Genomic DNA, 23,608 nt, shown 5'->3' on the forward strand with positions numbered 1-23,608 from the left:
AGGTATAGATATGGCACTAAGATAATAAAAATCAATACTTTTAAACATTAGCATCAATAAGGAAACGTTATGACTACTGCAACCGTAAGTGGAGAATTCAATGTAAATCTAGCCCCAATTGAAGGTTACGCAAGCGGCCAAAACGGCGTTAATTTAGGGCGTATGTCGATAGATAAAACATTTAAAGGTAGCTTAAATGCCACCAGCCAAGGCGAAATGCTAAGCGCCATGACACCCACACAAGGCAGTGCCGGTTATGTTGCCATAGAGCAAGTAATAGGCGAGCTTGAAGGTAAAAAAGGCAGTTTTGTATTGCAGCATTTTGGCACTATGGATAAAGGCCAAGACAGCCTAATTTTAAATGTAATTCCCGACTCAGGCACTAATGAGCTAGAAGGGTTAACGGGCAGTATGAAAATACGTATTGAGCAAGGGATTCACCACTACGATTTTGAATACACTTTATAAGATACACAGGGATTAAAATGCAAAAAGTAATCGAATTTAGAAAGACCCGTTTTTTGGGTGGGGTAGATATAGTCGCACTGAATGACCGCATACAGGAATTAAACCAAGATGGCTGGAAAGTAATAAACGCAGTGCCCTTGGCAGGTTTTTATGGGCAAGTGCACGGTTATACATTACTTATTGAAACTGACGAGCTTTAAATGACATTTACAGTATGGTTAAGCCTAGCGGCTATTTGCATGATGGGCGCAATGTCGCCAGGACCAAGTTTAGCGGTGGTTTTAAAGCACTCACTTAACGGCAGTATGAAAAACGGTATGCTTGCCGCGCTCAGTCATGGTACTGGCGTTGGCTTGTATGCTGGTGCATCGTTATTAGGGTTAGGCGCTTTAATGATGCAGTTTCCAACTGTTTATCAAATACTCGTTTACTTAGGTGCGGCCTATTTGGCGTATTTAGGTATAAAAATATTGCTAGCAAAACCCAGCAATAACGAACTTGAAGTACAAAAAAGTGAGGTAAGTGCAGCTAAAGCATTACAAGATGGTTTTGCCATTGCTTTTTTGAACCCCAAGCTCGCTATTTTCTTTTTAGCCTTGTTCTCACAGTTTATTGACCCTCAGCTACTTACTTTAAGTGTGGGCATAATTATGTGTTTAACCGTGTTTGTAATTGATACCGGTTGGTACTTGCTGGTGGCGTTACTGACTGAGGTTTCAAAAAACCGCTTTGGATTTACCAAGCAAAACCCGTGGCTTGATAAAATACTGGGAGTCGTATTTATTGCTCTTGCGATAAAAGTGGTGCTTAGCCTTTAAATAGCGTTCCAAATGCAGGTGTCTGTACGCGCATACACCTGCAGCCTAACCCTCATGCCTTACATACGTATTCATCACATTAATTTTACCTTTTAGTTACAATTTGTTGGTTGTGTTTTGAACAACACAGCAACACCTGACAACAATAACTCAAAGGTTCACACACATGGACAAGTTTAAACTAAGTGCACTTATGCTGGCTTTATTTGCCGCAAATAGTGCATTGGCTGCAAACGAAGGCTCAACAAATCAATCACCCAGCACACAAGCTGAAGATTTAGAAATTATTGAAGTGCGAGGCTTTAGTCGCAGTTTAATCCAATCTTTAAATCAAAAGCGTTTTAGCGATACGGTGTCAGAACAAATTTCTGCCGATGATTTAGGGGCATTGCCTGATATTTCAATGGCCGATGCGCTTACACGATTACCAGGTATTTCAGCAGTAAGAACGGGCGGCCAAGCGGCGCAAATTAATATACGCGGGCTTTCGGGCGGGTTTGTATTTTCAACACTTAATGGCCGCGAGCAAGTATCTACAAGTGGCAGCCGCAGTATTGAGTTTGACCAATACCCGTCAGAATTAATTAGCTCTGCGGCGGTATACAAATCGCCAAAGGCATCGCTTATTGAAGGCGGCGTGGCCGGTACGGTAGAGCTTGAAACCGCCAGCCCACTCAATAACGACCAAACACATAAATTTTTAGCTAATGTGCGCGGTATGTATAACGACCGCGCCTCAGAGGTATCGGATGCCACTGAGTTTGGCGACCGAATTAGTTTTTCGTATCAAGGCAAATACCTAGACGACACATTGGGCGTGGCGCTGGGCTATGCGCGCTTGTTTCAGCCAAGTGTAGCAACGCAGTTTATTGGCCTTGCTTACAACGACACAAAAGACGTTGATGGCGCAGCTAACGACACCAATGGCCCTTTAGCTAACCCAGAAAGCGAATACATTAGCGAAGGCTTTGAGCTACAGCATTTAGGTGGCGAAGAAACCCGTAATGGTTACTTAGCAGCCATAGAGTGGGCACCGGCAGATAACTTTAAATTAAAAGGTGATGCGTTTTTATCGCGCTTTGATAAAGAGTCGTTTGCTCGCGGCCTGAGGGTTAAATTAGGCGGGCCAACAGCTGCATATGCAAACGCTCAGCTTGATGGTAATGCCGTAATAGGCGCAGCGGTTAACCGTACTTCGCAAAGCTATACCCGCGTTGAAATAGTGAACGACGACAACCAAGACTTTGACGAAGTCGACAGTTTTGGCGTGAATGCTGATTGGCAGGTAACCGATAGATTAAACGTAAATGCCGATGTGTCGCTCTCTCGCGCAAAAAGTAATTTTAGAAATGGCTTACTGTGGAGCTTAGTAGCAGAAGATGCCAATGCAGAAACGCCAGTATTTGATAACAACGTAGCAATTAACTATCAATTAAATGGCTTAAATTTACCTGACGTTGGGTTTAATCAGGCGGCCGCCTTTAGCGATATAGACCGTGTAATGGTCAGCAAATATGGTATTTACCCAGATCAAACAGAAGATGAAGTAACGGCATTTAGGCTCGATTTTAAATACGAGCTAGAAAGCGACATATTTAGCTCAGTAGAGTTTGGTGCGCGCTACTCAGATAGAGAGTACAGCCGTAAACGATCGGTATTTGAGTACGGTAACGACGGGGCGTTTTCAGCAACGCAACCGCCTTTACGTTTAACCGACGATATGGCCTCTGTGGTTGACTGGCAGGGCGAGTTTAGTTATTTCCCATCGTATTTAGCCATTGATTTAGACAAAGCGCTCAATGCGTGGTTTCCAGATGGCACGCCCGAGCCTGTACAAACATGGGGCAACGCCGATGGCGTAGACGACGCGCAAGGTTACACAACTAACTATTCGTGGACAGTGCTACAAAGCGGCTCGGTGTTTGAAGATGTGCTAGCTGCGTACGTTATGGTAAACATTAACACGCAAATAGGGGGGCTCGACCTATCGGGTAATGTGGGTGTGCGCCGCGTTGAAACCGATCAATCAGCAACGGTACTAGAAAACGTAGCAGGCGATGCGCGCTTAGGTGCGCAAAATATTGTTGATGAGAACGGCATTGTAAATGATTTATACGCGCCTAATGTACTAGGCACTAAATACACCGATTACTTACCATCATTAAATTTAAACCTGCAACTTAACGATAATTCACTTGTGCGCTTTGCTGCGGCTAAAGTAATGTCGCGTGCGCCAATTAACCGTTTAGCGGGCGATGCCAGTGCAAACGTAAGCGATGATGGTGTTATTAATGGCTCAAGTACTAATAACCCATTTTTAAAACCCTTTTATGCCGACCAATACGACTTATCTTACGAATATTATTTTGAAGAAGGTAACGGCACTATCGCAGCAGCGTTATTTTATAAAAATATAGACTCGTTTGTTGAAACCTTATCAATCGAAAACTTCGACTTTAAAGGCAATGGCTTTAACGTACCTGATTCTATAGAAGACCCAGTTAGTGGCGAGCAAGTTGCGACAACCAACGGTATTTACACCACGGCAGTTAATAACGGTGAAGGTGGCTATATCAGAGGGCTAGAGCTTGCTTATACGCAAGTGTTTACCTTTTTACCTGAGCCATTTAATGGTTTAGGCGCTAACGCAAGTTACTCATACACCGAAAGTGAAATTGAATCGATTACCAGCTTAGGGGGCGACACATTAGCGCAATCTTTACCTGGGCTATCTAATAACGTGTTTAATGCCACGGTTTTTTACTCAATGGATGATTTTGAAACCCGCCTTAATGTGCGCTACCGCGATGAGTTTGTATCAGAGCAGGTTGCCATTAACGAGCAAGTGGTTAATTTTGATGCTGAAACCGTAGTCGACTTTCAAACCTCTTATCGCTTTAGCGACTCGCTAACAATGCTTTTGCAAGTTAATAACTTAACCGATGAACCAACCCAAAGTTACTTTGGCTCAGAGCAACGAACAGGGACGACTCAGTACTTTGGTCGTCAGTTCTACCTTGGTTTTACATACAGTCATTAATTAGCAAACGGAGCGTTTAAAAATGAAAATTATAACTATGTCTAAATATTTGCTAATAACGTTAGCGTTAATGCTATTAGCAGCGTGTGGTGGAACAGGTGATGTTGAATCTGGTGAACCATTACTTACCTGTAATGTGCCACAAGTCCCTAATGAAGCGGGGTCACAATGTGTCGATCCCGAACCTATATCGTGCCCGGCACCTACAGTACCTGATGAAAATAACGAAAGTTGCGTGGTTGGCGCCGACCCAACCCTGCCAGACCCTGTTGTATTTGCAGGGGAAGGAGAGGCGGTTTTGTTTTATAACCGCTTAGCCGATGACAATTACGAAGGCTACCGATTACATTCGTGGAATAACGATGTGTGTGATGCTTATGCACCACCATTTGATACCAGTGATTGGGCTAACGGCCATGAATACGATGGTATTGATCCAAACTACGGTGCGTACTGGATAATTAACCTTAAAGAGGGTTATAACGAATGTGCCAATTTTATTATTCATATTGGTACAGAAGGGTCAGGTAAGGCGTTTGGTGATGTGGATTTAACCATGCCGCTGATGCAAGACGATGAAACCTTTCAGCGTATGAACTTTACCATTCATGGCGAGCCTTCGGTGTTTGAATACCCTATATTAAGTTTAGGCGAACGCGCAGTTGCTATAACAGGTGCTTCAGCGCATTGGATTGATTTAAATACTATTTTGTATAAACCAAGTAACGAGTTTACAAGCCTAATTAAGTTACATTCATCAGCTACGGCTGAGCTTGAAGTGGATATTGATACTGGTTTAAACGGCGATACTATTACGCTGCAATCAAGCAATTTAACTGATGAGCAAGCGTCAAAAGTACCGCATTTAACCACCTGGAACGCATACGAAGGAAGTTGGGATACAAGCACTGCCAAAACGCTTATTAAATCGCAGCTTGTTATTGCAGGTTACGATAGTGAAGGCACACTGCTAGAAGCAAGCTATGTGCAAACCGCTAAAGCACTCGATGCCCTTTATACGCAAGGCGAAGACGATGCTAATGAAGCTGTGCTGGGTGTAAATTATGGCAATAACGCGATTGATGTAACTGTGTGGGCACCCACCGCTAATAACATGATGCTAAACGTGTTTGATGATGCAAAAACACAAGTGCACTCTACGCCAATGACATTAAATACACAGACAGGTATTTGGCAAGCAAGTTTAGATATGCAATACGACCGCCACTACTACCGCTTTAATTTTGATGTTTACCACCCACTGACTCAGCAAATAGAGTCGCTTTGGAGCACGGATCCTTACTCACTAAATGTATCTACCAATGGTTTATACAGCCAGTTGATTAATTTAGCCGATGAAGACACTAAACCCGAAGGGTGGGATACACGCCTTATTCCTACGGTAGAAAACTCAGAAGATGCGATTATTTACGAGGGCCATGTACGTGACTTTAGTGCGCGCGATAACAGCGTAACAGAGGCTAACCGTGGTAAGTACCTTGCATTTACTGAGCTAAATAGTGCTCCTATGCAGCACTTACAAACTTTGGCTCAAAATGGCTTAACACACTTTCATTTATTACCTATTACTGATATTGGCACCATAGATGAAGACGTCAGTAAGCGTGTAGATATTAGCGATACGCTAGGTGATTTATGTGAGCAAATTAATGATGAAGCCGATGCGTGTAAAACCCAAGATAAAAACAGCACCATAATTGATTTAATGGGCGGTTATTTACCAGGCTCAGATGACGCACAAGCACTTGCTAATGCTATGCGCAGCTTAGATAGCTTTAACTGGGGTTACGATCCGCATTACTTTATTGCGCCTGAAGGCTCGTACGCCTCAAGCCCAGAGGGCATTGCCCGCGTTAAAGAAACCCGCGCTATGGTGCAATCACTGCAATCTATTGGTCTGCGCGTAGTGCTTGATGTGGTTTATAACCATACAACATCGTCGGGTATTTGGGACAAGTCGGTATTTGATAAGCTAGTACCGGGTTACTACCATCGCTATAACGAAGTAAGCGGTGAAATAGAGCGCTCAACGTGTTGTGAAAATACAGCTACAGAGCATGTAATGATGGATAAGTTTGTTAGTGATTCATTAGTTATTTTGGCGCGTGAATTTGGCTATGACAGCTTTAGATTTGATGTAATGGGGCACATGCCAAAATCGTCAATTCTTGCAGCACGTGATGCAGTGCAAGCTGTTGATGAAGATAACTACTTTTATGGCGAAGGTTGGGACTTTGGTGAGGTGGCAAATAACCGCTTATTTGTGCAAGCCAAACAAGCCGATATGGCCGGTAGCGAAGTAGGTACCTTTAACGACCGTATTCGTGAAGCCGTTCGCGGCGGCGCATTATTTAGTAATAGCTCAACGGATGGCAATTTAGCAGAGCAAGATACTTTACGTTTGTCACTTGCGGGTAATTTACAAAACTACGTTTTAAAAGACTTTAAAGGTAACTCAGCAAAGGGTAATAGCTTTACTTGGAATACTCAGCCAGCGGCGTATGCACTAGACCCTGCCGATAGCATTCATTACGTATCAAAACACGATAACGAAACACTATGGGATCAGCTGCAATATAAACACAGCACTAATATGAGTATTGAGCAGCGCGTTCGTGCTCATAATATGGCATTAGCACTTCCGCTTATGAGCCAAGGTATTCCATTTATGCAAATGGGTGCCGACTTGCTGCGTTCAAAATCGATGGATCGTAACAGCTACGACTCTGGCGACTGGTTTAACTTTGTTGATTTTACCAAAGATACCAATAACTGGAATATTGGCTTGCCACTCGCACAAGACAACGAAGTGAAATGGCAAGAAATTATGCCTATTTCTGCTAATACCCAAGCGGCTGCACAGCCACAAGATATTACCTTTGCACATGATGTATTTAATGAATTTTTACAAATACGTAGTAGCAGCCCACTCTTTAGATTAACCACAGAGCAAGATGTTATTGAGCGGGTGGGTTTTCATAACGTAGGTAAAGCGCAGCAACATGGCTTAATAGTAATGAGCATTGATGATGGCGAAGGGCTAACAGACTTAGACCCTGCATTTGATGCGCTTGTTGTGGTGATTAACGCAACCGAGCAAACCCTTAGCCATACTATTGCCACCGCAGCGGATTTTGAATTACACAATGTATTAAAAAACAGTGTTGATGCAAGTATGGCTAGCGCCAATTTTGCTACTGGCGATAACGAAGGCACATTTACTGTACCGCCTTACACATTAGCTGTATTTACTAAAAACCAAGGTGAGAGCCAAGGTGTTGGTTTAAGTGCAAATGCGACCGTAGGCGCGCCTGATGTAGTACCTTATGGCAGCACCGCGGTGTTTGTGCGCGGTAGTTTAAATGACTGGGGCACACGCGATGCATTTGAATATATTGGCGAAGGTCAATACCGTATAGCAATTGCGCTGAGCGCTGGTGATTACGAATTTAAAATTGCCTCTGAAGATTGGTCTACAGTTGATTTTGGCGCGCTTACTGACGCTGATAAAGATGTAGTTGAAAACCAAAGTGAACCATTAACGCGCTCAGGTGCAAACATGACATTCAGCGCTACTATTGATGCAACCTATGTATTTTCACTTGATGCTTCAAACCCTGAAAATCCAACGCTTACTTTATACAACGAAGAGCCATTTATAGGCACTGCTATTTATGTGCGCGGTACGCTTAATGACTGGGGAGTAACCGATGAGTTAAGTTATAAAAGCAAAGGTATTTACACCTTTACTAAAACACTGAGCGCTGCAAGCTACGAATTTAAAATAGCGTCAGAAGATTGGAGCACGGTTGATTATGGCTCGGCTGAGGGTGATGCCAGTGTAATGGTTGGCACCGCTGAGCAGTTGTCGGTTGCGGGCGCGAATATGACCATCGACATTACCGAGCAAGGTGAATACCAGTTTATATTTGACGCCAGTGATTTAAATAACGTATCGCTAAAAGTGCTCAACGCTGAAATGTTTGCACAAACGACAGTGTTTATTCGCGGCAGCTTAAATGACTGGAGTACTGATAACCCGCTGATATACGAGGGTGATGCAATTTACTCTACATCAATAGAGTTAGAAGCGGGTGACTACGAATTTAAAGTAGCGTCTGAAGATTGGAGTACCGTTGATTACGGTGGAGCAGGCGATACGCCGGTAGTGGCAATTGATGAACTAACACCACTTGAAGCGGTAGGTGCCAATATAGCACTAAATATTACCGAACAAGGTACTTACACCTTTAAGGTAATAGGCCCAGATAGAGAAAATGTGAGCATACTTATCAACAAACAGTAGCAGTTATATTTTCCCAGACCTAAGCCGAGCATGGCCCTGTATGCTCGGCTTTTTTGTATGTACATAAGTGTGTGAAAGTATATTTGAATGCTAATTATAAATGTTTGGACTAAATTGCATTCAATATTAGATTGGCGTACTTTTATAAATCCCCCAACCATACAAAAGAAAGCTAATGAGTAACTTAACCTTAAAAAGTGCTAATTTTGATCCTAAAGTAAAACAATACTGGATGGTTACTGCCTCGCTATTTGCAATGTTGGCTCTTGTTACTATACCGCTTATACCTATCATTTTACTGATTGTATGGCTGGTGGGCGGACGAATACTCGCAGCTATGTCAGCTGACTTATTACCACAAAAATTGGTAGTTAAACGTGGCATATTATTTAAAGAAGAAAAATCTATTCCGCTTGAAAAAATAACCGATGTTGGGTTAAGCCAAGGGCCGCTTATGCGAATTTTTGGATTATATCGTTTAAGTTTTGAAACAGCTGGGCAGTCAGGAAATGGTGCTTTAGTGTCTTTGCTTGGTGTAGTTAATACGAGTGAGTTTAGAGAGGCGATACTTGAGCAAAAAGATGTATTGGCTAATCAAGGTAAAGCGTCGCAGCAGGCAACAGAGCAAAGTGAGAAAGAGCTACTGAGAGCACTTACTTATAGTGTTAAAAATATTGAGCAGATGCTACTTGTTTTACTTGATGAAAGGCAGCAAAAGTAGCCTGTTTTAAAATTGTAAAGCTTATAAGGATATTTTTATGAATACGGAAATAGAAAATATATTTAATAATTATCCTGAGATAGCAAAAAGTAAGCTTATAAAATTACGAGAGTTAATTTATACCGTAGCACAAGAGCAAAACTTAGGAGCTGTTGAAGAGTCTTTAAAGTGGGGAGAGCCAAGTTATAACACAATAAATGGCAGCCCCATTCGCGTAGGCTCTAAGGGCTCCTCGTGTTATTTGTTTTTTCATTGCCAATCAAAGCTAGTAAGCACATTTAGAGAGTTGTATTCCCACACTCTCACTTTCGAAGGTAACCGGGCAATTGTATTAAATAGTGAAAAGCCATTACCAGAATACCCAGTTAAAGCGTGTATTAAATTAGCACTGACTTATCACAAAGTTAAACGCCTACCTTTACTAGGCGCATCATTATAAGTATTCAGTTGATGTTTAAAACACACTACATATTTGGTTTGCGTCACAGGTAATAACGGTTACGTTTTCATAACCCACACGCGTTAACGCTTCTGCTCCCAACGATGCGCGCGCACCACTTGCGCAGTGCACGTAAATAGGGCGAGCTGCGTCTTTTTCTATTTCCATCAGTTTCATCTCGAGTAATCCACGCGGAATATTTATAGCGCCGGCAGCCGATTTTGTCGCGTGCTCTGCAGGTTCTCGCACATCAATAAGTAAACCTTTATTTTGTTCAAGCTCGAGTTTTGCTTGCGCTGCGTCAATACGGCGTTGGTTAGGTGTGATAATTTTTAGTAAGTCAGGGATTGATGTAAGCATTAGTTTGTAAATCCTCTTTTTCTTAAAAAAGACATTAATAGGTGCTACTTGGTATAAGTAGGTTGAATTGAGTTAATACTTATAAATAACGTTAAAAACTGAAAGTTACTTTATACAAAGTAACTTAATAGCGCGGATACTGCCACAGCACTTCCGCCGATTAATAAAACGGCATCGTTAATTTTGTGATTGCCTTAATATTAGTAAAGTCTAATGTTAATTATATTAGAACCTACTAATGTAAAAGTCTATACTTAAAAAGGTATCAAAAAGAGAAATAATAAAAATGAATATTGAACAACTAGCTGTCAACGCAGAGCAAGCCGAACAGTTTTTAAAATTAATGGCTAACAAAAATCGCTTAATGATTTTATGTAGTTTATTACAAGGTGAGCAAAGTGTAGGTGAGCTAAATAAAAATGTACCTTTAGCACAGTCAGCGTTATCTCAGCATTTAGCAAGTTTACGCAAGGCAGATATGGTTGCTACTCGCAGAGAAGGGCACACTATTTATTACTCGTTGACCGACCCAAAAGTTGAGTCGATCATTGCTTTGCTATATGAGTGGTTTTGCCGAGCAGAAAATACTAAATAAACGTAGCTATTTCATCGAGTGATTTTTTATCCAGTGCATGAGCAGGTATTGATGCATCATCACTTGGGTAGCCTGTAATAAGTAGCATGTATGGGCGTTCGTTATCTCTATCGCGATTACATATGTCGGTTAAAAAACTCATTGGCTTTGGAGTATGAGTAAGGGTTGCTAAACCACTGCGGTGCAAAGCTTGAATTAAAAAGCCGGTAGCTAAGCCAACAGACTCATGCACATAATAATTCGTATTTTTATCATCGGTGCTTACGCCCCCCTTTTTTTGACTAAATACAGCTATAAGCCAAGGTGCATGCTCTAAATAAGGTTTATTGGCGTCGGTACCTAACGGTTTTAGCGCATCTAACCATTCTTCACCTGCTCTGCCTTCGTAAAAAGAACGCTCTAATTTTTCTGCGGCTTCTCTTATTTGTTTTTTACATCGCTACTGTTTATAGCCACAAAATGCCAAGGCTGATGATTCGCTCCACTTGGTGCTGTGCCAGCTGCTTTTATACATGCTTCAATAATATTTTTTGGTACTGGGCGATCGCTAAAGCTGCGAATGCTATGGCGGCGTTGGCTGGTTTGTAAAAACTCGTTAGCACGATTTAGCATTTCTTCATGTGGATATTCTATAAAGTCATTTAACGGCTGGCTTTAGTGATCTTGCATGGCTTTTCGCTTCTTATAAAAAGTATATGTGGTTTTTATACCGAGTGAATACAGTGCAGGCAAGTGTTATGAGTTTAAATTATGTTTATTTGTTGTTACAAATCTAACCAGTAAGTAACTTATGTTCCTATTTTTCTTGTGGTATAAAACATTATAAAAATAATTACTCATATTCAAGGAAGTAAAAATGCTATCAATAACAGGGTTATCTAAAACCTACGATAACGGCGTACATGCACTACAAGGTGTTGATTTATCTATCGGCAAAGGGATGTTTGGATTACTTGGGCCAAATGGCGCAGGTAAATCATCGCTAATGCGTACCATTGCAACACTGCAGTCGACTGATTCAGGTTCAATTACTTTTGATGGCATTGATGTATTTAAAGACCCACAGGCTTTGCGCCAACGTTTAGGTTACCTACCGCAAGATTTTGGTGTATACCCACGGGTAAGTGCCTACGACTTGCTAGACCATATGGCTGTTTTAAAGGGAATTCATAATAAAGCAGAGCGTAAAGAGTCGGTTGAAGGATTACTTGCACATACTAATTTATATCAACATCGCTCAAAAGCGGTAAGTGGCTTTTCGGGCGGTATGCGCCAGCGTTTTGGTATTGCACAAGCCTTACTAGGTGACCCCGACTTACTTATCGTTGATGAACCAACAGCGGGGCTAGATCCTGAAGAGCGTAATCGTTTTCATAACTTGTTAGTAAGCTTAGGCGAGCAAAAAGTCGTTATATTATCGACCCACATTGTTGAAGATGTAGCAGAGCTTTGCCCAAACATGGCGGTGCTGGCAGGCGGTAAAATACTATTAGAGGGCAATCCAATTGCCCTTACCGATAAACTCCAAGGCCAAATTTGGCGCAAAGCCATGAGCCAAGAAGAAGCGCTAGAGCTTGAACCGCAGCTGCCTGTTATTTCAAAACGCTTATTTGCTGGGCAAACCATATTACACGTATTAGCCAATGAAGCCCCTGAAGGTTTTGAGCTCAGCAGTGCAAACCTAGAAGATGTGTATTTTTCTACGTTGCTTAATCATCGTAACAGCCAAGTAGCATAAGGGGGCGCTATGTTTTTTAATATGCTCGCGTTTGAGCTGCGCTATTTTATGCGTCAGCCTTCGTTTTATGTGACCTCATTAATATTCTTTTTTATGGCGTTTTTTATAAGCTCCAGTAGTAAGTTTCCGTTAGGTGGGGCTAATGTTCATATGAACTCGCCTTATACCATTATGGTTTTAACGGTTACCTTTTGTACGCTTGCTATGTTTTTAGTGGTTAACTTTGTTGCAAGCTCAGCGATTCGCAACAGCGAGACCAAAATGGATGAGCTGGTGTTTAGTAAGCCCGTTAACCCGCTTGCTTATCAATCAGGACGTTTTTTTGGTGCTTACTTGGTTGTGCTAGTTGTTTTTTTAACTGTGCCATTAGGCGTGTGTTTAGGATCTCAATTTGGCTTGTTGGTTGGCTGGCTCGATAGCGAGCTAGTAGGCCCCAATAAGTTTATATATTACGCAGCGCCTTTTTTATATTTAGCAGTGCCAAGCTTATTGGTCCTCAGTGCTATTTTTAATAGTGTGGCGGTCTATTTTAAAACCATGATGGCGGTATATGTAACGGCCGTGGTGGTTTATATAACCTACCAATTGGCGAGTATCTATTTTGATGATTTAGCGTTTAGAAATATTGTTGTTTACGCAGACCCATTTGGCACAGGGTCGTTAATTGACTTAACCCGTTACTGGACTGTAAGTGATAAAAATACTGAAGTGTTAACGCTTTCGGGCGATTTTTTAATTAACCGTATTTTATGGGTAGCAATAAGTTTAGCGATGTTTTTTGGCCTCGGAAAGTTAGGTAATCGCGTAGTCACTAAAAAACAGAAAAAGCAATTTGCTGTCTCTACGTTTGTAAAAAATAAACAAGCAGCACTTATTAGCAGCGCTAAAAATTACAAGTCAAAAGGGGTAAATACGAAATCGCAATTAGTAATGCGCAGCTTATTTGAACTTAAGCAAGTTATATTAAGTGCCCCTTTTATGATTTTAGCGGGTGTCAGTATTACTATGTTACTCGCACCACTTTTTGCACCTATTGGCGCATATGGCACAACGGATTGGCCGCTCACACAAAACACGGTGGGCATAATTCAAAACTCCTCCGCTTTGTTTATGTTTATCATTATTGCTTATTACAGCGCAGAGCTGGTTTGGCGAGAACGCCAAAGTGGTATGGGTGATATTGTTGACAGTTTCCCAGTGCATAACAGTGTGTTTTGGGTATCTAAAATTATTGCGTTAATCACTGCAGTTTGTGGCCTTTATTTAGTAGGCATGATGTTTACCATTGCAGTGCAACTGTTTAAGGGGCAATTTAACCTAGAGCTTGGCCAGTACTTATTTAGGTTGGGTTACCTTACATTACTGCCTTTAATTATGATGGCTATATTGGCGTTCTTTTTACAAATAATTAGCCCTAATAAATACATAGGTATGGGTTTATTTATTCTGTATTACATTGCTCAAATGGTAATGGGTGCTTACGGGTTTGAGCATCATATGTATCATTTTTCTCAAAGCAGTAGCGTACCGTACTCTGATATAAATGGTTATGGACATTTTTTACAAGGCGCGCATTGGTATACCCTATATTGGGGGGCATTGAGTGTGTTTTTAGCTATTGTAGGGTTTGCTTTATGGTATCGCGGCCCGTCGCAAACATTGCGTACTCGTTTATCTTTAGTACGTTACAACATGTCTTTAAAAGGCCAGATTGCATCCGTTATAAGTTTATTGGTATTTGTGGGCGCGGGTTATAACATTTATTACAACACCCGTGTAATCAACGAGTTTGTAACAAGTGATGATAACGAAGCGCTACAAGTAAGGTATGAGCAAGAGTTTTCACAATACAAAGACTTGCCACTGCCTATAATAACTGATGTTGATTTAAACATTGATATTTATCCTAAAAAGCGTGCTTTAAATGCCGTGGCTAAAATTAAGTTTACCAATACCGCAAACGAGCCAATAACCCGTGTGTTAATCAACGAGCCTAGCCAATCTAAAAGCTGGGATGTAAAAATGGCGGGCGGAAAAATAGTAGAGCGTTTAACCGATTTTGGCATGGTATGGTTTGAGTTTGAACAACCGCTAATGCCCAATGAAGTGCGAGAAGGCGAGCTCTCAGTTTCTCGTGAACACGACGGTTTTGTTGATAGAAGATCTGATACTCAACTCGTGCACAACGGTACATTTGTAAATAATGGAGAATTATTACCAAATTTTGGTTATCAAAAGTATTTTCAAATTGCTGACAAGTATGAGCGCCGTAAGCACGAGTTACCTGAACTTGAGCGCGCACATAAACTAGAAGACAGCCGTTATTATACGCAAAATGAGTTTGGGCCTGCTAATGGGTTTATAAACTATAAGGCAACGGTAACCACCGATGAGTCACAATTTGCTATTACACCAGGTTACTTAAAAAGTGAGAGTGTAAAAGATGGACGCCGCACCTTTGTTTATGAAATGGATGCTCCAATTATAAACTTTTACTCTGTGCTTTCGGCAGAGCTTGAAAGTAAAAAGGTTGAGCATAATGGGGTAAATATTGAGGTGTACTACCACAAAGATCATGCATGGAATGTTGACCGCATGATTGAGTCAGTTCAAGACTCAATAGATTACTACACACAAGCCTTTGGCCCGTATCAGCATAAGCAGTTACGTATTATTGAGTTTCCTAAGTATCGCTCGTTTGCACAAAGTTTTGCCAATACGGTACCTTACTCAGAAAGTATTGGTTTTATTACAGACCTAGGAGATGAGAGTAAAGTTGACCTACCTTACTATGTAACCGCACATGAAGTTGCGCACCAATGGTGGGGGCATCAAGTATCAGGGGCTAATGTAGAGGGTAGTGCTGTTATTTCTGAAACACTTTCCCAGTACAGTGCGCTTATGGTGCTAAAAAAACGCTTTGGCGCCGAGAAGCTCCGTAAATTCTTAAAGTACGAGTTAGATAAATACTTAATGGGCCGTACTGGCGAAGCCTTTGAAGAAATGCCACTATATAAAACGCAGGCTCAACAATACCTTCATTACAATAAAGGCTCAGTTGCGATGATGGCGATTTATGATCGATTAGGTGAAGTACGCTTAAATGCAGCACTTAAAGCGTTTTTGAATGAGTTTAAATATCAATCAACGCCATATCCAACCACACTTGATTTACTTAGTTATTTAAAGCGAGATGCAACACAAGCTGAACAACGTTTTATTGATGATCAGTTTAAATATATAACGCTTTATGAGCTTGAAATGAAAGAAGTGTCGGTTACAGATGATGTTGATGGCGAAGGTTTTTATACAGTAACACTGAGCGTTGAAGCAACTAAGCAGCATGCCGATGGACAAGGTGAAGAAACTGAGCAGCCGCTCGATGAGCTAATTGATATTGCATTGTTTAGCGACGACCCTGAAAACTTACTCGCTGAAGACTTTGTTATTTACTCGAAAAAGCATCAAATAGTATCTGGTACCAATACTATTGAGCTAAAAGTAAAAGAAAAACCATTATTTGCGGGGGTTGATCCTTACATTAAGCTGGTCGATAAAGACAGTAAAAACAACTTAGCTACCTTTTAAAGTCTATTTATTTACTAAGGACTTAAACTGACTACTTTAAAGGCCGCATTTATGTGTAATAAACTGTATAAAACTTCATAGCGTTTCTACATATTCCCCACAGCTTTTTACGCTAATATTTTATGTTCTCTTATAAAGTTACCTTACTGGTATTTAGTTTATAAGGAAGAGTATGAAACCATTAATCATAGGGGCGATAGCATTAAGCCTCAGTGCTTGTTCTGCGGTAACCATTCAGCCACGGGCAACAGCAAAAATAACGAGCCAAGCTAATTACGAAGATAGCCGCCCATTTTATTTATGGGGATTAGTGGGTGAGCAGCGGGTAGACGTAAAACAAATATGTTCAAATACACCGGTTATTCAAATGCAGTCACAGCAAACGTTTAGTGATGGAGCGCTGAGTTTAATTACGCTTGGAATATACTCGCCTCATACCATTAAAGTGTGGTGCCAAGAGCAAGTACTAGGGGAGACATTATGAGCATCAAGCTATTTGCAGCCGGTTGCACACTGATTATTTTAACGGGGTGTACAAATATTTACTTTGATAACGGTATGCAGAGCAAAGTAAGCAATAAGACGCTAAAAAGTTCACAGTGGCATCATAATTTTGCACTTGCGTTGTACGAGGGATCAGAGCCGTTAGATTTAACAAAACATTGCCCACAAGGGGAGTGGCAAAGCGTTCATACGTATAAATCGTTTACTAATGGTTTAGCTGAGGTGGTTGTGAATCAAATTGGCCCAGCTTGGTACCCTAAAACAGTAGAAGTACAATGTAATAAGGTACCATTTAAAGCAAAACAGCTATAAAACAAGAAAAGGGCCAAAAGGCCCTTCGTGTCGCAGCAAGTAACACATTCTTTCTTATAAATTAAAGTCTACAGAATAAGCAACGTAAGCTTTAATATCTGAGTCATCCATATCTGTATCAGATAAACCAAAAGTGAACCCATCTTTCGAAATTGATACACCGTAATCTAAGATATTATCATCGCCAATAAAGTCACCAGAGTAGTGGCCTAAGTGAAGTGCCATTTCAGTGCCGTTACTGCCAACAGCAAAACCGTAGTCAGCTGTCAGGTAAAGTGAATCACCAAAGTCTGTACCATCACCACTTGCAGCTGATGTTGCAAGTACTGAAGCACCAAATGTGAAGCCTTCAACACTAATGCTACCGTAAATTTCAGAGAAATCGGCGTCAGCTTCAGAAGCGGCATCTGGGTAAGCGTAATAAATATAGCCAACATCGTAGCTAACACTTTCGTTAATGTCGCCACCAAAGCCTGCATATAAGTCAAGCTCATAGGTCATTTCATCGGCCCACGATGCGTTTGAAGCCCAAGTACCTGCATAAAAGCCCGATTCATTGGCGTAATCAATACCGCCTGAAATAGCTGCATCGCCCCCAGTTTGCTCTTGACCACGCCATAAGTAGTTTGATGTTGCCGCTGCATTAGCAGTTACTTCAGCATGTACGGCTGTTGACGTTAAAGATGTTGCGCCCATTAATGCTATAGCACCTATAGCAATGGTTTTTTTTAGTTTTAGCATGTCCATTTCCCGTTATATGATTTTTGCTCGCCAAGGTTTTTATTATGTATTCGGAACCTTTAGGCTGACGGCTTTTTATTGTTTAACTAACGAGATAATTGCACTGTATGTGCCAGCTTCATTATTTTTTATTGAAAATTATTTTTATACATTAAAAACATGAGCTTGTATTTTATAGATTGAGAAGAGATATGGTATGTAGGAAGATGTTGCGCACACTGCTGGTGCATAAATTAACCTAGCCGCACCATAAAAGTACGACTAAATTAGAAGTTTTTAGCCAAATATAGTGCGCATAAGGCTAATTGTTTCGTTTACACTACGACCTTTTTGAACTTCACTCACAATTGAATCGCGCTTACTGCGAATGTGCTCAGGAATATCGTCAGCAGCAAGTGCGCGGTCTACTAAAATTTCTGCAGACTCTTTACCTCTACGCTGAGTTTTACCTGTCGTAGTTGTAGTTCGTTTAGGCTTACTTAACAGTTTGATGTAGTTAGAGTTATCTGGTGTTTTAGCATCAGCATAGTGAAAGAAACATGGGATTAGCGCTTTAATAGCAACTAATTGTTCTTCTAACTCATTACTAGGTTTAGCCATTTTGTACCATGACATAGCTTGAATACCTTTTACAATATCTTGCCAGTAACGCTCAAAATCACTATTTTTAAGTTTAGAAACACCAAGGGCACCGCATAATGCATCTAACCGATTGTTTGTGATCGGAGTAAATATATCAGGGCGACGCATTGCAAGCAGTCGTGTTGCAGGCGCAAGTGTTGGTTTTTCATTATTGTCGGTGAATATTTTTGAATAAGCAGCAACAAATTGTTGATATTCGTATTGAGTAATGTCACCTTCAAGTGGAATATTTACTAGTGCATCGTCAAAGGCACCTGGTAAATCGCCAAGCATTTGATGAAAGCTCTTCGCACTTTTTGTTGATGCAAACCATTCAACGTCAAAGTTATATGTGCTTGGATCAAGTGATGCCATGTGCTTACCGCTAAACGCAAGTAAATCTTCAGGAATCATATCTTTAAGAGATTGTTCACGAATGCTCTTAATGTAGTCTACTAAGCGAAGCTGTTCATCAAGAGCAATAACGTCTTTGTGTTGTTCTACAAATACACTTACTACAGGCCACGGAGCAATACGTAAAGTTTTAACCTGTAAAAAGCTGATAGCTGAAATAAGCTGATCGTGTAGCTTCTTAAGTACTGGTAATTGCTGCGGCTCTAGTAAATCGTAGTTCATACGATCTCTACTTGCACTTAGCAATTCGTAACACCAAGGTAAAAAATCATCAGGGTGGTTTTCTACTTTCACGGCCATAAGGTTAAGGCTTAATTCTGAAGATTGCTTCAGAATGTTCTGATAGATTTGATTTTCTTGTTCGCCTAGCGTCATTTTTGACGGTGAAATTAGCAGTTTTTTCATGCCTTGTAGAATCTCCGGTTTAGATATATATTTTTTTGCTGGTCTATTTTAGCGCAATTACGCTAATAACAACAGCGCTGTCCTCCATACGTTGTAATTGAAGTAGCTAAATCGGCGTTTTTGCTAATAGAATGAGGCCAACGTTTTAACATGTATCAATCATTTTTATCTAGTACAAAGAGACTTTCAACTGAGGTATTAAAATGCTTTGCTATTTTTAGAGCAATTATTACCGAAGGGGTAAATCGTGCCGTTTCTACTGTACTAATAGTCTTACGTGAAACCGCAATTAGATCAGCCAAGTCTTGTTGAGAAAGGCCTGCTTCTTTGCGGTATTTTGCAATTTTATTTTGCACTTTTGCTCCTAATCTTTGCTTTGCCAAAGAATTGATACGCCGTATATTAAACTCATTACAGCAAGGCATGATGTAGCCATCATGCTGTGAGATACTTCTAAAGCAAGAGTATCGGAGAGTAAGTACACGCCACCCATACTAAAAAGTAAGCCAAGCACGACATGTTTATAGGCAATAGTGTCGATGGTATTTAAATACCTATCTTTATATGTAAGGTGGTATTTCATTCTCCATGTAAACCCGCCTCTGATCACAAACATAAAGAATGAACCTAAAAAAGCAGCAGTTCCTAAAAACAATAGTGGGGCTGATGTTTGATTAAGCATTGGGTAAACACTAATGATTAATAAAGTGACCCCCATGAATAATGAAAACCATGCATTTTGGCCCATAAATTTTTCTTCACTTTTAATATCGTAATTAGACATAGCTCATTTCCTTTTAAAATTTTTACAATATGTAACCTGTAGGTATCAATGTAACCTTAAGGTTTCATTGGGTCAATATTTATTTGTAACCTAAAGGTATCAAAATGTTTCAGGGGCGATTCAGGATGGGAATGTAATATCTAATAAAAAGCTTTTTTATCAGAACGACAATGATTTTAAGGCTAACACTCGCTATGATAAGAACATTATTTGCACGTTTTAAAGGACGATCATGAAAACCTTACTTAAAATTGTAGGTGTAATACTTTTACTATGTATAGCACTAATTGTTGCCGCACCGTTTCTAATCCCTACTGATACTATTTTTAACAAAGTTTCAGAACAGGTAGAACAAACAACTGGGCGCACTCTTACCATTAAAGGTGATAAAACACTTAGCGTATTCCCTGCATTAAAGTTAGAACTTAACGACGTGCATTTTGCAAATATGGAATCAGGTTCGCGCGCCGATATGGCGAGTATGAAACAGCTTGCTGTACACATACCTTGGTTTTCATTATTTGGTGGTGAGTTTAAATTAGATAAGTTTGTTATAAACGAACCAAATATCCTATTGGAAACCGACAAAAATGGTAAAGCCAATTGGCAGTTGTTTGATGCAGTTGCAGAGCAACCAAAAGAGCAGAGCCAACCAGGTGAAGCGATAAAGCTTCCAGATAACTTTGATATTGAGTTAGGTGAGGTTGCTATTTATGGCGGCACATTCACTTATCTAGATGGTCAAACAGGTGCCAAACAACAAGTTAGCGATTTAGAACTCGCTATTTTACTTCCTTCACTTCGTAAAACATTAGAAGTAAAAGGGGGTATTACTTATATGCAAGAGCGTTTTGATCTTGATATAAAACTAGATACTCCTGCTAAAGCAATTGAAGGTGCTACTTTTAATGTTAAACAAACTTTAGATTCTCGTTTAGTTGATTTAACGTTCGAAGGGAGCATAGCTAAGCAAGGCCAAGATATTAAAGGTCAGTTAGCACTAAGCGGTGAGTCTGTTAAAAGTATTGCGAAATGGCAAGGTGTAGAGCTAGACGCTAAAGACAATGCATTTAACGGATTTAGTGTAAACGGTAAAATGCACCTACTAGGTGAGAAATTTAATCTAGAAGATTTAGTTGCGACGTTAGACGCATTAGAAATAAAAGGTAAGAGCGAGCTTAACCTAGGTAAGCGTTTAGCAGTAAATGCTGATATTGATTTAGGTATGCTTGACTTAAACCCGTATTTACCTGAAGCAGTGGCAAAACAAGAAGAGCCAGAAGAGCAAGAAGATAAACCTGCAGAGCCAATAGTATGGGATGACACTAAAATTGATTTAAGTGCATTAAATTCACTAGATGCAAATGTAGTGATTCGTTCAAGTGGATTAAAAGCAAATGATATTAAATTAGGCGCAAATCAATTTACTGTTGCTTTAAAAAATAGCGTTGCAAAACTAAGCCTAGATAGCTTTTCTGCTTATGAAGGGTCAGGTAAAGGCGTTATCAATATAAACGCACAGCAAGTACCTTATAAAATATCAACTAACTTTGACTTAGCTGGAATAGATGCACAGCCTTTATTAACGGATGCGGCAGGTTTTGACAAGCTAATGGGTAAAGGGTCTTTAAATTGGAACCTAAACACAACTGGCCAAAGTCAAAAGTCGTTTATTGGTGCGCTTAATGGAAAGCTTGGATTTGAGTTTGCTGATGGAGCTGTAAAAGGTGCAAATATAGCTGAGATGGTTCGTAAAGGTAAGGAACTTATTTCAGGTAACTTTGGTGCTGCATCTGAAGGGCTTGATACCGGATTTGAAGAATCTGAGCAAACAGATTTTTCAGCATTAACTGGAAGTTTTAACTTTACTAATGGCGTTGGCAAAAATACCGACCTATCACTTATCAGCCCACTTATTAGAATATCAGGTGAAGGCGACGTTGATTTACCGCAAACAACGGTCAACTATCGTTTGGTTACAGGTATAGTTGGATCTATCGAAGGTCAGGGAACTACTGATGACAGCACTGGCTTTAAAATACCACTACGTATAAAAGGGCCTTTCCACGATGTAGGTATAAAGCTAGATGTTGGTGATGCGCTCAAAGATGAAGCTAAGCAGAAGGTCGATGAGGCAAAAGAAAAAGCCAAAGACAAAGCAAAAGATAAAATTAAAGATAAATTAAAAGGTTTATTTGGTTAATTTATTATACTTTAAACAAACAAGGCACATTACAGGTGCCTTGTTTGTTTTGTAACCACCTGTAAAATAGCTACATAGCCGTAATTACTCAGCTTTAATTTCCCATCACTCCAAATTAATTAAAAAATAACCTATCGCTACCCCCTCAATGCTGGTACAATTGCCCGCCCTTAAGAGACAACTCGTTTGTTTTTGAGTGGGATTTAATCGAAATGTCTTGATTTTAAACAAATTTAAGACACGTTGTAATTACTACACCGGAGGTCATTAACATGATCCAAATGCAAACTCAGCTGGAAGTTGCTGATAACAGCGGCGCTCGCAAAGTGCAGTGTATAAAAGTCCTTGGTGGTTCTCACCGTCGCTACGCAGCGATTGGCGACATCATTAAAGTTTCTGTAAAAGAAGCTATTCCTCGCGGTAAAGTGAAGAAAGGTGATGTTAAAAACGCGGTAGTTGTGCGTACCAGAAAAGGTGTTCGCCGTCCAGATGGTTCTCTGATCCGTTTTGACAGCAACGCTGCTGTTATCTTAAATGATAACTTACAGCCAATTGGTACACGTATTTTCGGCCCTGTGACTCGCGAACTTCGTAATGATAAGTTCATGAAAATCGTTTCACTAGCCCCAGAAGTACTGTAAGGAGCCAATCATGGCAGCAAAAATACGTCGTGATGACGAAGTAATCGTACTAGCAGGTAAAGACAAAGGTAAGCGCGGAAAAGTGCTTTCAGTTGTTACTGAATCTGGTCGAATCTTTGTCGAAGGCATAAACTTGATCAAGAAACACCAAAAGCCGGTTCCACAATTGAACCAAGCTGGCGGCATTGTTGAGAAAGAAGCATCTATGGATGCATCAAACGTTGCGATCTTCAACTCGGAAACGAGTAAAGCTGATCGTGTAGGTTTCAAGATTGAAGATGGTAAGAAATTACGTATCTTTAAATCTACTGGTAAAACTATCTAATAGTTGGAGTAGAATGATGGCGAAACTGCATGAAGTATATAAAGACAAAGTAGTTGCTGAACTTCAAGAGAAGTTTGGTTTCAGCTCTGTCATGCAAGTCCCTCAGATCGAAAAGATCACATTGAATATGGGCGTGGGCGAAGCCCTAGCTGACAAGAAGATTTTAGATAACGCAGTAGCGGATCTAGCAGCAATCTCTGGTCAGAAACCTTTAATCACTAAAGCACGCAAATCTGTTGCTGGCTTTAAAGTGCGTGAAGGCTACCCGATTGGTTGTAAAGTAACCCTACGCGGCGAGCGTATGTGGGACTTTTTTGAGCGTTTGGTATCAATCGCTATCCCACGTATTCGTGACTTCCGTGGCGTAAGTGCAAAGTCTTTTGATGGACGTGGCAACTACAGCATGGGCGTACGTGAACAAATCATCTTCCCAGAAATCGATTACGATAAAGTAGACCGTGTACGCGGTATGGATATTACTATCACTACTTCTGCGAAATCTGATGAGGAAGGCCGTGCGTTGTTAGAAGCGTTTAACTTCCCATTTAAGAAATAAGGGTAGGG

21 protein-coding genes and 1 pseudogene are annotated in these 23,608 nt (G+C 40.5%); 16 read left to right on the forward strand and 6 right to left on the reverse strand.

Features of this window, described 5'->3' with window-relative positions; translation table 11 throughout:
• Positions 1 to 69: 69 nt before the first annotated feature.
• The 7 genes from ABX891_RS02600 (at position 70) to ABX891_RS02630 (ending at position 9,813) form a co-directional block, all read left to right on the forward strand.
• Positions 70 to 468 carry a DUF3224 domain-containing protein gene (locus ABX891_RS02600; RefSeq protein WP_154904068.1) on the forward strand — a complete coding sequence of 133 codons (399 nt, stop codon included), beginning with the start codon at positions 70 to 72 and terminating at the stop codon, positions 466 to 468.
• Between the two features lie 17 nt (positions 469 to 485).
• The gene (locus ABX891_RS02605; RefSeq protein WP_024604488.1) at positions 486 to 668 is read left to right on the forward strand and encodes a hypothetical protein; all 183 of its coding nucleotides are present in this window, start codon (positions 486 to 488) and stop codon (positions 666 to 668) included.
• Positions 669 to 1,286: a LysE family translocator gene (locus ABX891_RS02610; RefSeq protein WP_024604487.1), complete on the forward strand. Its 618-nt coding sequence runs from the start codon at positions 669 to 671 to the stop codon at positions 1,284 to 1,286. It begins immediately after the preceding gene.
• Positions 1,287 to 1,452: 166 nt separating this feature from the next.
• Positions 1,453 to 4,326 (forward strand): TonB-dependent receptor, encoded by a 2,874-nt coding sequence (locus ABX891_RS02615; protein WP_354628849.1) that lies wholly within the window; start codon positions 1,453 to 1,455, stop codon positions 4,324 to 4,326.
• Between the two features lie 22 nt (positions 4,327 to 4,348).
• Positions 4,349 to 8,653 carry an alpha-1,6-glucosidase domain-containing protein gene (locus ABX891_RS02620; RefSeq protein ID WP_354628850.1) on the forward strand — a complete coding sequence of 1,435 codons (4,305 nt, stop codon included), beginning with the start codon at positions 4,349 to 4,351 and terminating at the stop codon, positions 8,651 to 8,653.
• Between the two features lie 175 nt (positions 8,654 to 8,828).
• Positions 8,829 to 9,374 carry a PH domain-containing protein gene (locus ABX891_RS02625; protein WP_354628851.1) on the forward strand — a complete coding sequence of 182 codons (546 nt, stop codon included), beginning with the start codon at positions 8,829 to 8,831 and terminating at the stop codon, positions 9,372 to 9,374.
• 37 nt (positions 9,375 to 9,411) lie between these two features.
• Positions 9,412 to 9,813, forward strand: coding sequence for a DUF1801 domain-containing protein (locus ABX891_RS02630; protein WP_354628852.1), 402 nt, complete (start codon positions 9,412 to 9,414; stop codon positions 9,811 to 9,813).
• A 15-nt stretch (positions 9,814 to 9,828) separates the two neighbouring features.
• Here ABX891_RS02630 and ABX891_RS02635 read toward each other — a convergent pair whose 3' ends face one another.
• Positions 9,829 to 10,173: a rhodanese-like domain-containing protein gene (locus ABX891_RS02635; protein ID WP_354628853.1), complete on the reverse strand. Its 345-nt coding sequence runs from the start codon at positions 10,171 to 10,173 to the stop codon at positions 9,829 to 9,831.
• A gap of 286 nt (positions 10,174 to 10,459) precedes the next feature.
• Here ABX891_RS02635 and ABX891_RS02640 point away from each other — a divergent pair, with 286 nt between their 5' ends.
• On the forward strand, positions 10,460 to 10,768 hold the full coding sequence (locus tag ABX891_RS02640; RefSeq protein ID WP_024594836.1) for an ArsR/SmtB family transcription factor: 309 nt from the start codon (positions 10,460 to 10,462) through the stop codon (positions 10,766 to 10,768).
• Here the strand turns inward: ABX891_RS02640 and ABX891_RS02645 are convergent.
• Positions 10,761 to 11,380: pseudogene (locus ABX891_RS02645) on the reverse strand (nitroreductase family protein). The gene ABX891_RS02640 and the pseudogene ABX891_RS02645 overlap by 8 nt on opposite strands.
• A gap of 244 nt (positions 11,381 to 11,624) precedes the next feature.
• On the opposite strand from ABX891_RS02645, the gene ABX891_RS02650 reads away from it, so the two are divergent.
• The 4 genes from ABX891_RS02650 to ABX891_RS02665 all read left to right on the forward strand — a co-directional run bounded on the left by ABX891_RS02650 (position 11,625) and on the right by ABX891_RS02665 (position 16,910).
• The gene (locus tag ABX891_RS02650) at positions 11,625 to 12,506 is read left to right on the forward strand and encodes an ABC transporter ATP-binding protein (protein ID WP_354628855.1); all 882 of its coding nucleotides are present in this window, start codon (positions 11,625 to 11,627) and stop codon (positions 12,504 to 12,506) included.
• 9 nt (positions 12,507 to 12,515) lie between these two features.
• Positions 12,516 to 16,094: an ABC transporter permease/M1 family aminopeptidase gene (locus tag ABX891_RS02655; RefSeq protein WP_354628856.1), complete on the forward strand. Its 3,579-nt coding sequence runs from the start codon at positions 12,516 to 12,518 to the stop codon at positions 16,092 to 16,094.
• A 172-nt stretch (positions 16,095 to 16,266) separates the two neighbouring features.
• On the forward strand, positions 16,267 to 16,578 hold the full coding sequence (locus ABX891_RS02660; protein WP_165744191.1) for a Bor family protein: 312 nt from the start codon (positions 16,267 to 16,269) through the stop codon (positions 16,576 to 16,578).
• On the forward strand, positions 16,575 to 16,910 hold the full coding sequence (locus tag ABX891_RS02665) for a Bor/Iss family lipoprotein (protein WP_182738358.1): 336 nt from the start codon (positions 16,575 to 16,577) through the stop codon (positions 16,908 to 16,910). Before ABX891_RS02660 ends, ABX891_RS02665 begins: the two co-directional genes overlap by 4 nt.
• Positions 16,911 to 16,964: 54 nt before the next feature.
• Here the strand turns inward: ABX891_RS02665 and ABX891_RS02670 are convergent, their stop codons facing one another.
• From ABX891_RS02670 to ABX891_RS02685, 4 genes are all read right to left on the reverse strand, one after another.
• Positions 16,965 to 17,651: a TorF family putative porin gene (locus tag ABX891_RS02670; RefSeq protein WP_033020855.1), complete on the reverse strand. Its 687-nt coding sequence runs from the start codon at positions 17,649 to 17,651 to the stop codon at positions 16,965 to 16,967.
• Between the two features lie 276 nt (positions 17,652 to 17,927).
• Positions 17,928 to 19,091 carry a hypothetical protein gene (locus tag ABX891_RS02675; RefSeq protein ID WP_024606326.1) on the reverse strand — a complete coding sequence of 388 codons (1,164 nt, stop codon included), beginning with the start codon at positions 19,089 to 19,091 and terminating at the stop codon, positions 17,928 to 17,930.
• A gap of 155 nt (positions 19,092 to 19,246) precedes the next feature.
• Complete coding sequence (locus tag ABX891_RS02680; protein ID WP_002959505.1) at positions 19,247 to 19,447, reverse strand: helix-turn-helix transcriptional regulator; 201 nt, start codon at positions 19,445 to 19,447, stop codon at positions 19,247 to 19,249.
• Positions 19,448 to 19,455: 8 nt separating this feature from the next.
• Complete coding sequence (locus ABX891_RS02685; protein WP_354628857.1) at positions 19,456 to 19,875, reverse strand: hypothetical protein; 420 nt, start codon at positions 19,873 to 19,875, stop codon at positions 19,456 to 19,458.
• Positions 19,876 to 20,107: 232 nt separating this feature from the next.
• On the opposite strand from ABX891_RS02685, the gene ABX891_RS02690 reads away from it, so the two are divergent.
• The 4 genes from ABX891_RS02690 to rplE all read left to right on the forward strand — a co-directional run bounded on the left by ABX891_RS02690 (position 20,108) and on the right by rplE (position 23,600).
• Positions 20,108 to 22,078, forward strand: a complete 1,971-nt coding sequence (locus ABX891_RS02690) for an AsmA family protein (RefSeq protein WP_354628858.1) — start codon at positions 20,108 to 20,110, stop codon at positions 22,076 to 22,078.
• Positions 22,079 to 22,350: 272 nt separating this feature from the next.
• Entirely contained in the window at positions 22,351 to 22,719 is a 369-nt protein-coding gene (gene rplN, locus ABX891_RS02695; protein WP_002959498.1) for a 50S ribosomal protein L14, read from the forward strand.
• 10 nt (positions 22,720 to 22,729) lie between these two features.
• Positions 22,730 to 23,044 carry a 50S ribosomal protein L24 gene (gene rplX, locus ABX891_RS02700; RefSeq protein WP_002959496.1) on the forward strand — a complete coding sequence of 105 codons (315 nt, stop codon included), beginning with the start codon at positions 22,730 to 22,732 and terminating at the stop codon, positions 23,042 to 23,044.
• A gap of 16 nt (positions 23,045 to 23,060) precedes the next feature.
• The gene (gene rplE / locus ABX891_RS02705; RefSeq protein WP_010554915.1) at positions 23,061 to 23,600 is read left to right on the forward strand and encodes a 50S ribosomal protein L5; all 540 of its coding nucleotides are present in this window, start codon (positions 23,061 to 23,063) and stop codon (positions 23,598 to 23,600) included.
• The last annotated feature ends 8 nt before the right edge of the window (positions 23,601 to 23,608 follow it).

The sequence above is a fragment of the Pseudoalteromonas sp. NCIMB 1079 genome, from assembly GCF_040567695.1.
GTDB classification, from domain to species: domain Bacteria; phylum Pseudomonadota; class Gammaproteobacteria; order Enterobacterales; family Alteromonadaceae; genus Pseudoalteromonas; species Pseudoalteromonas distincta.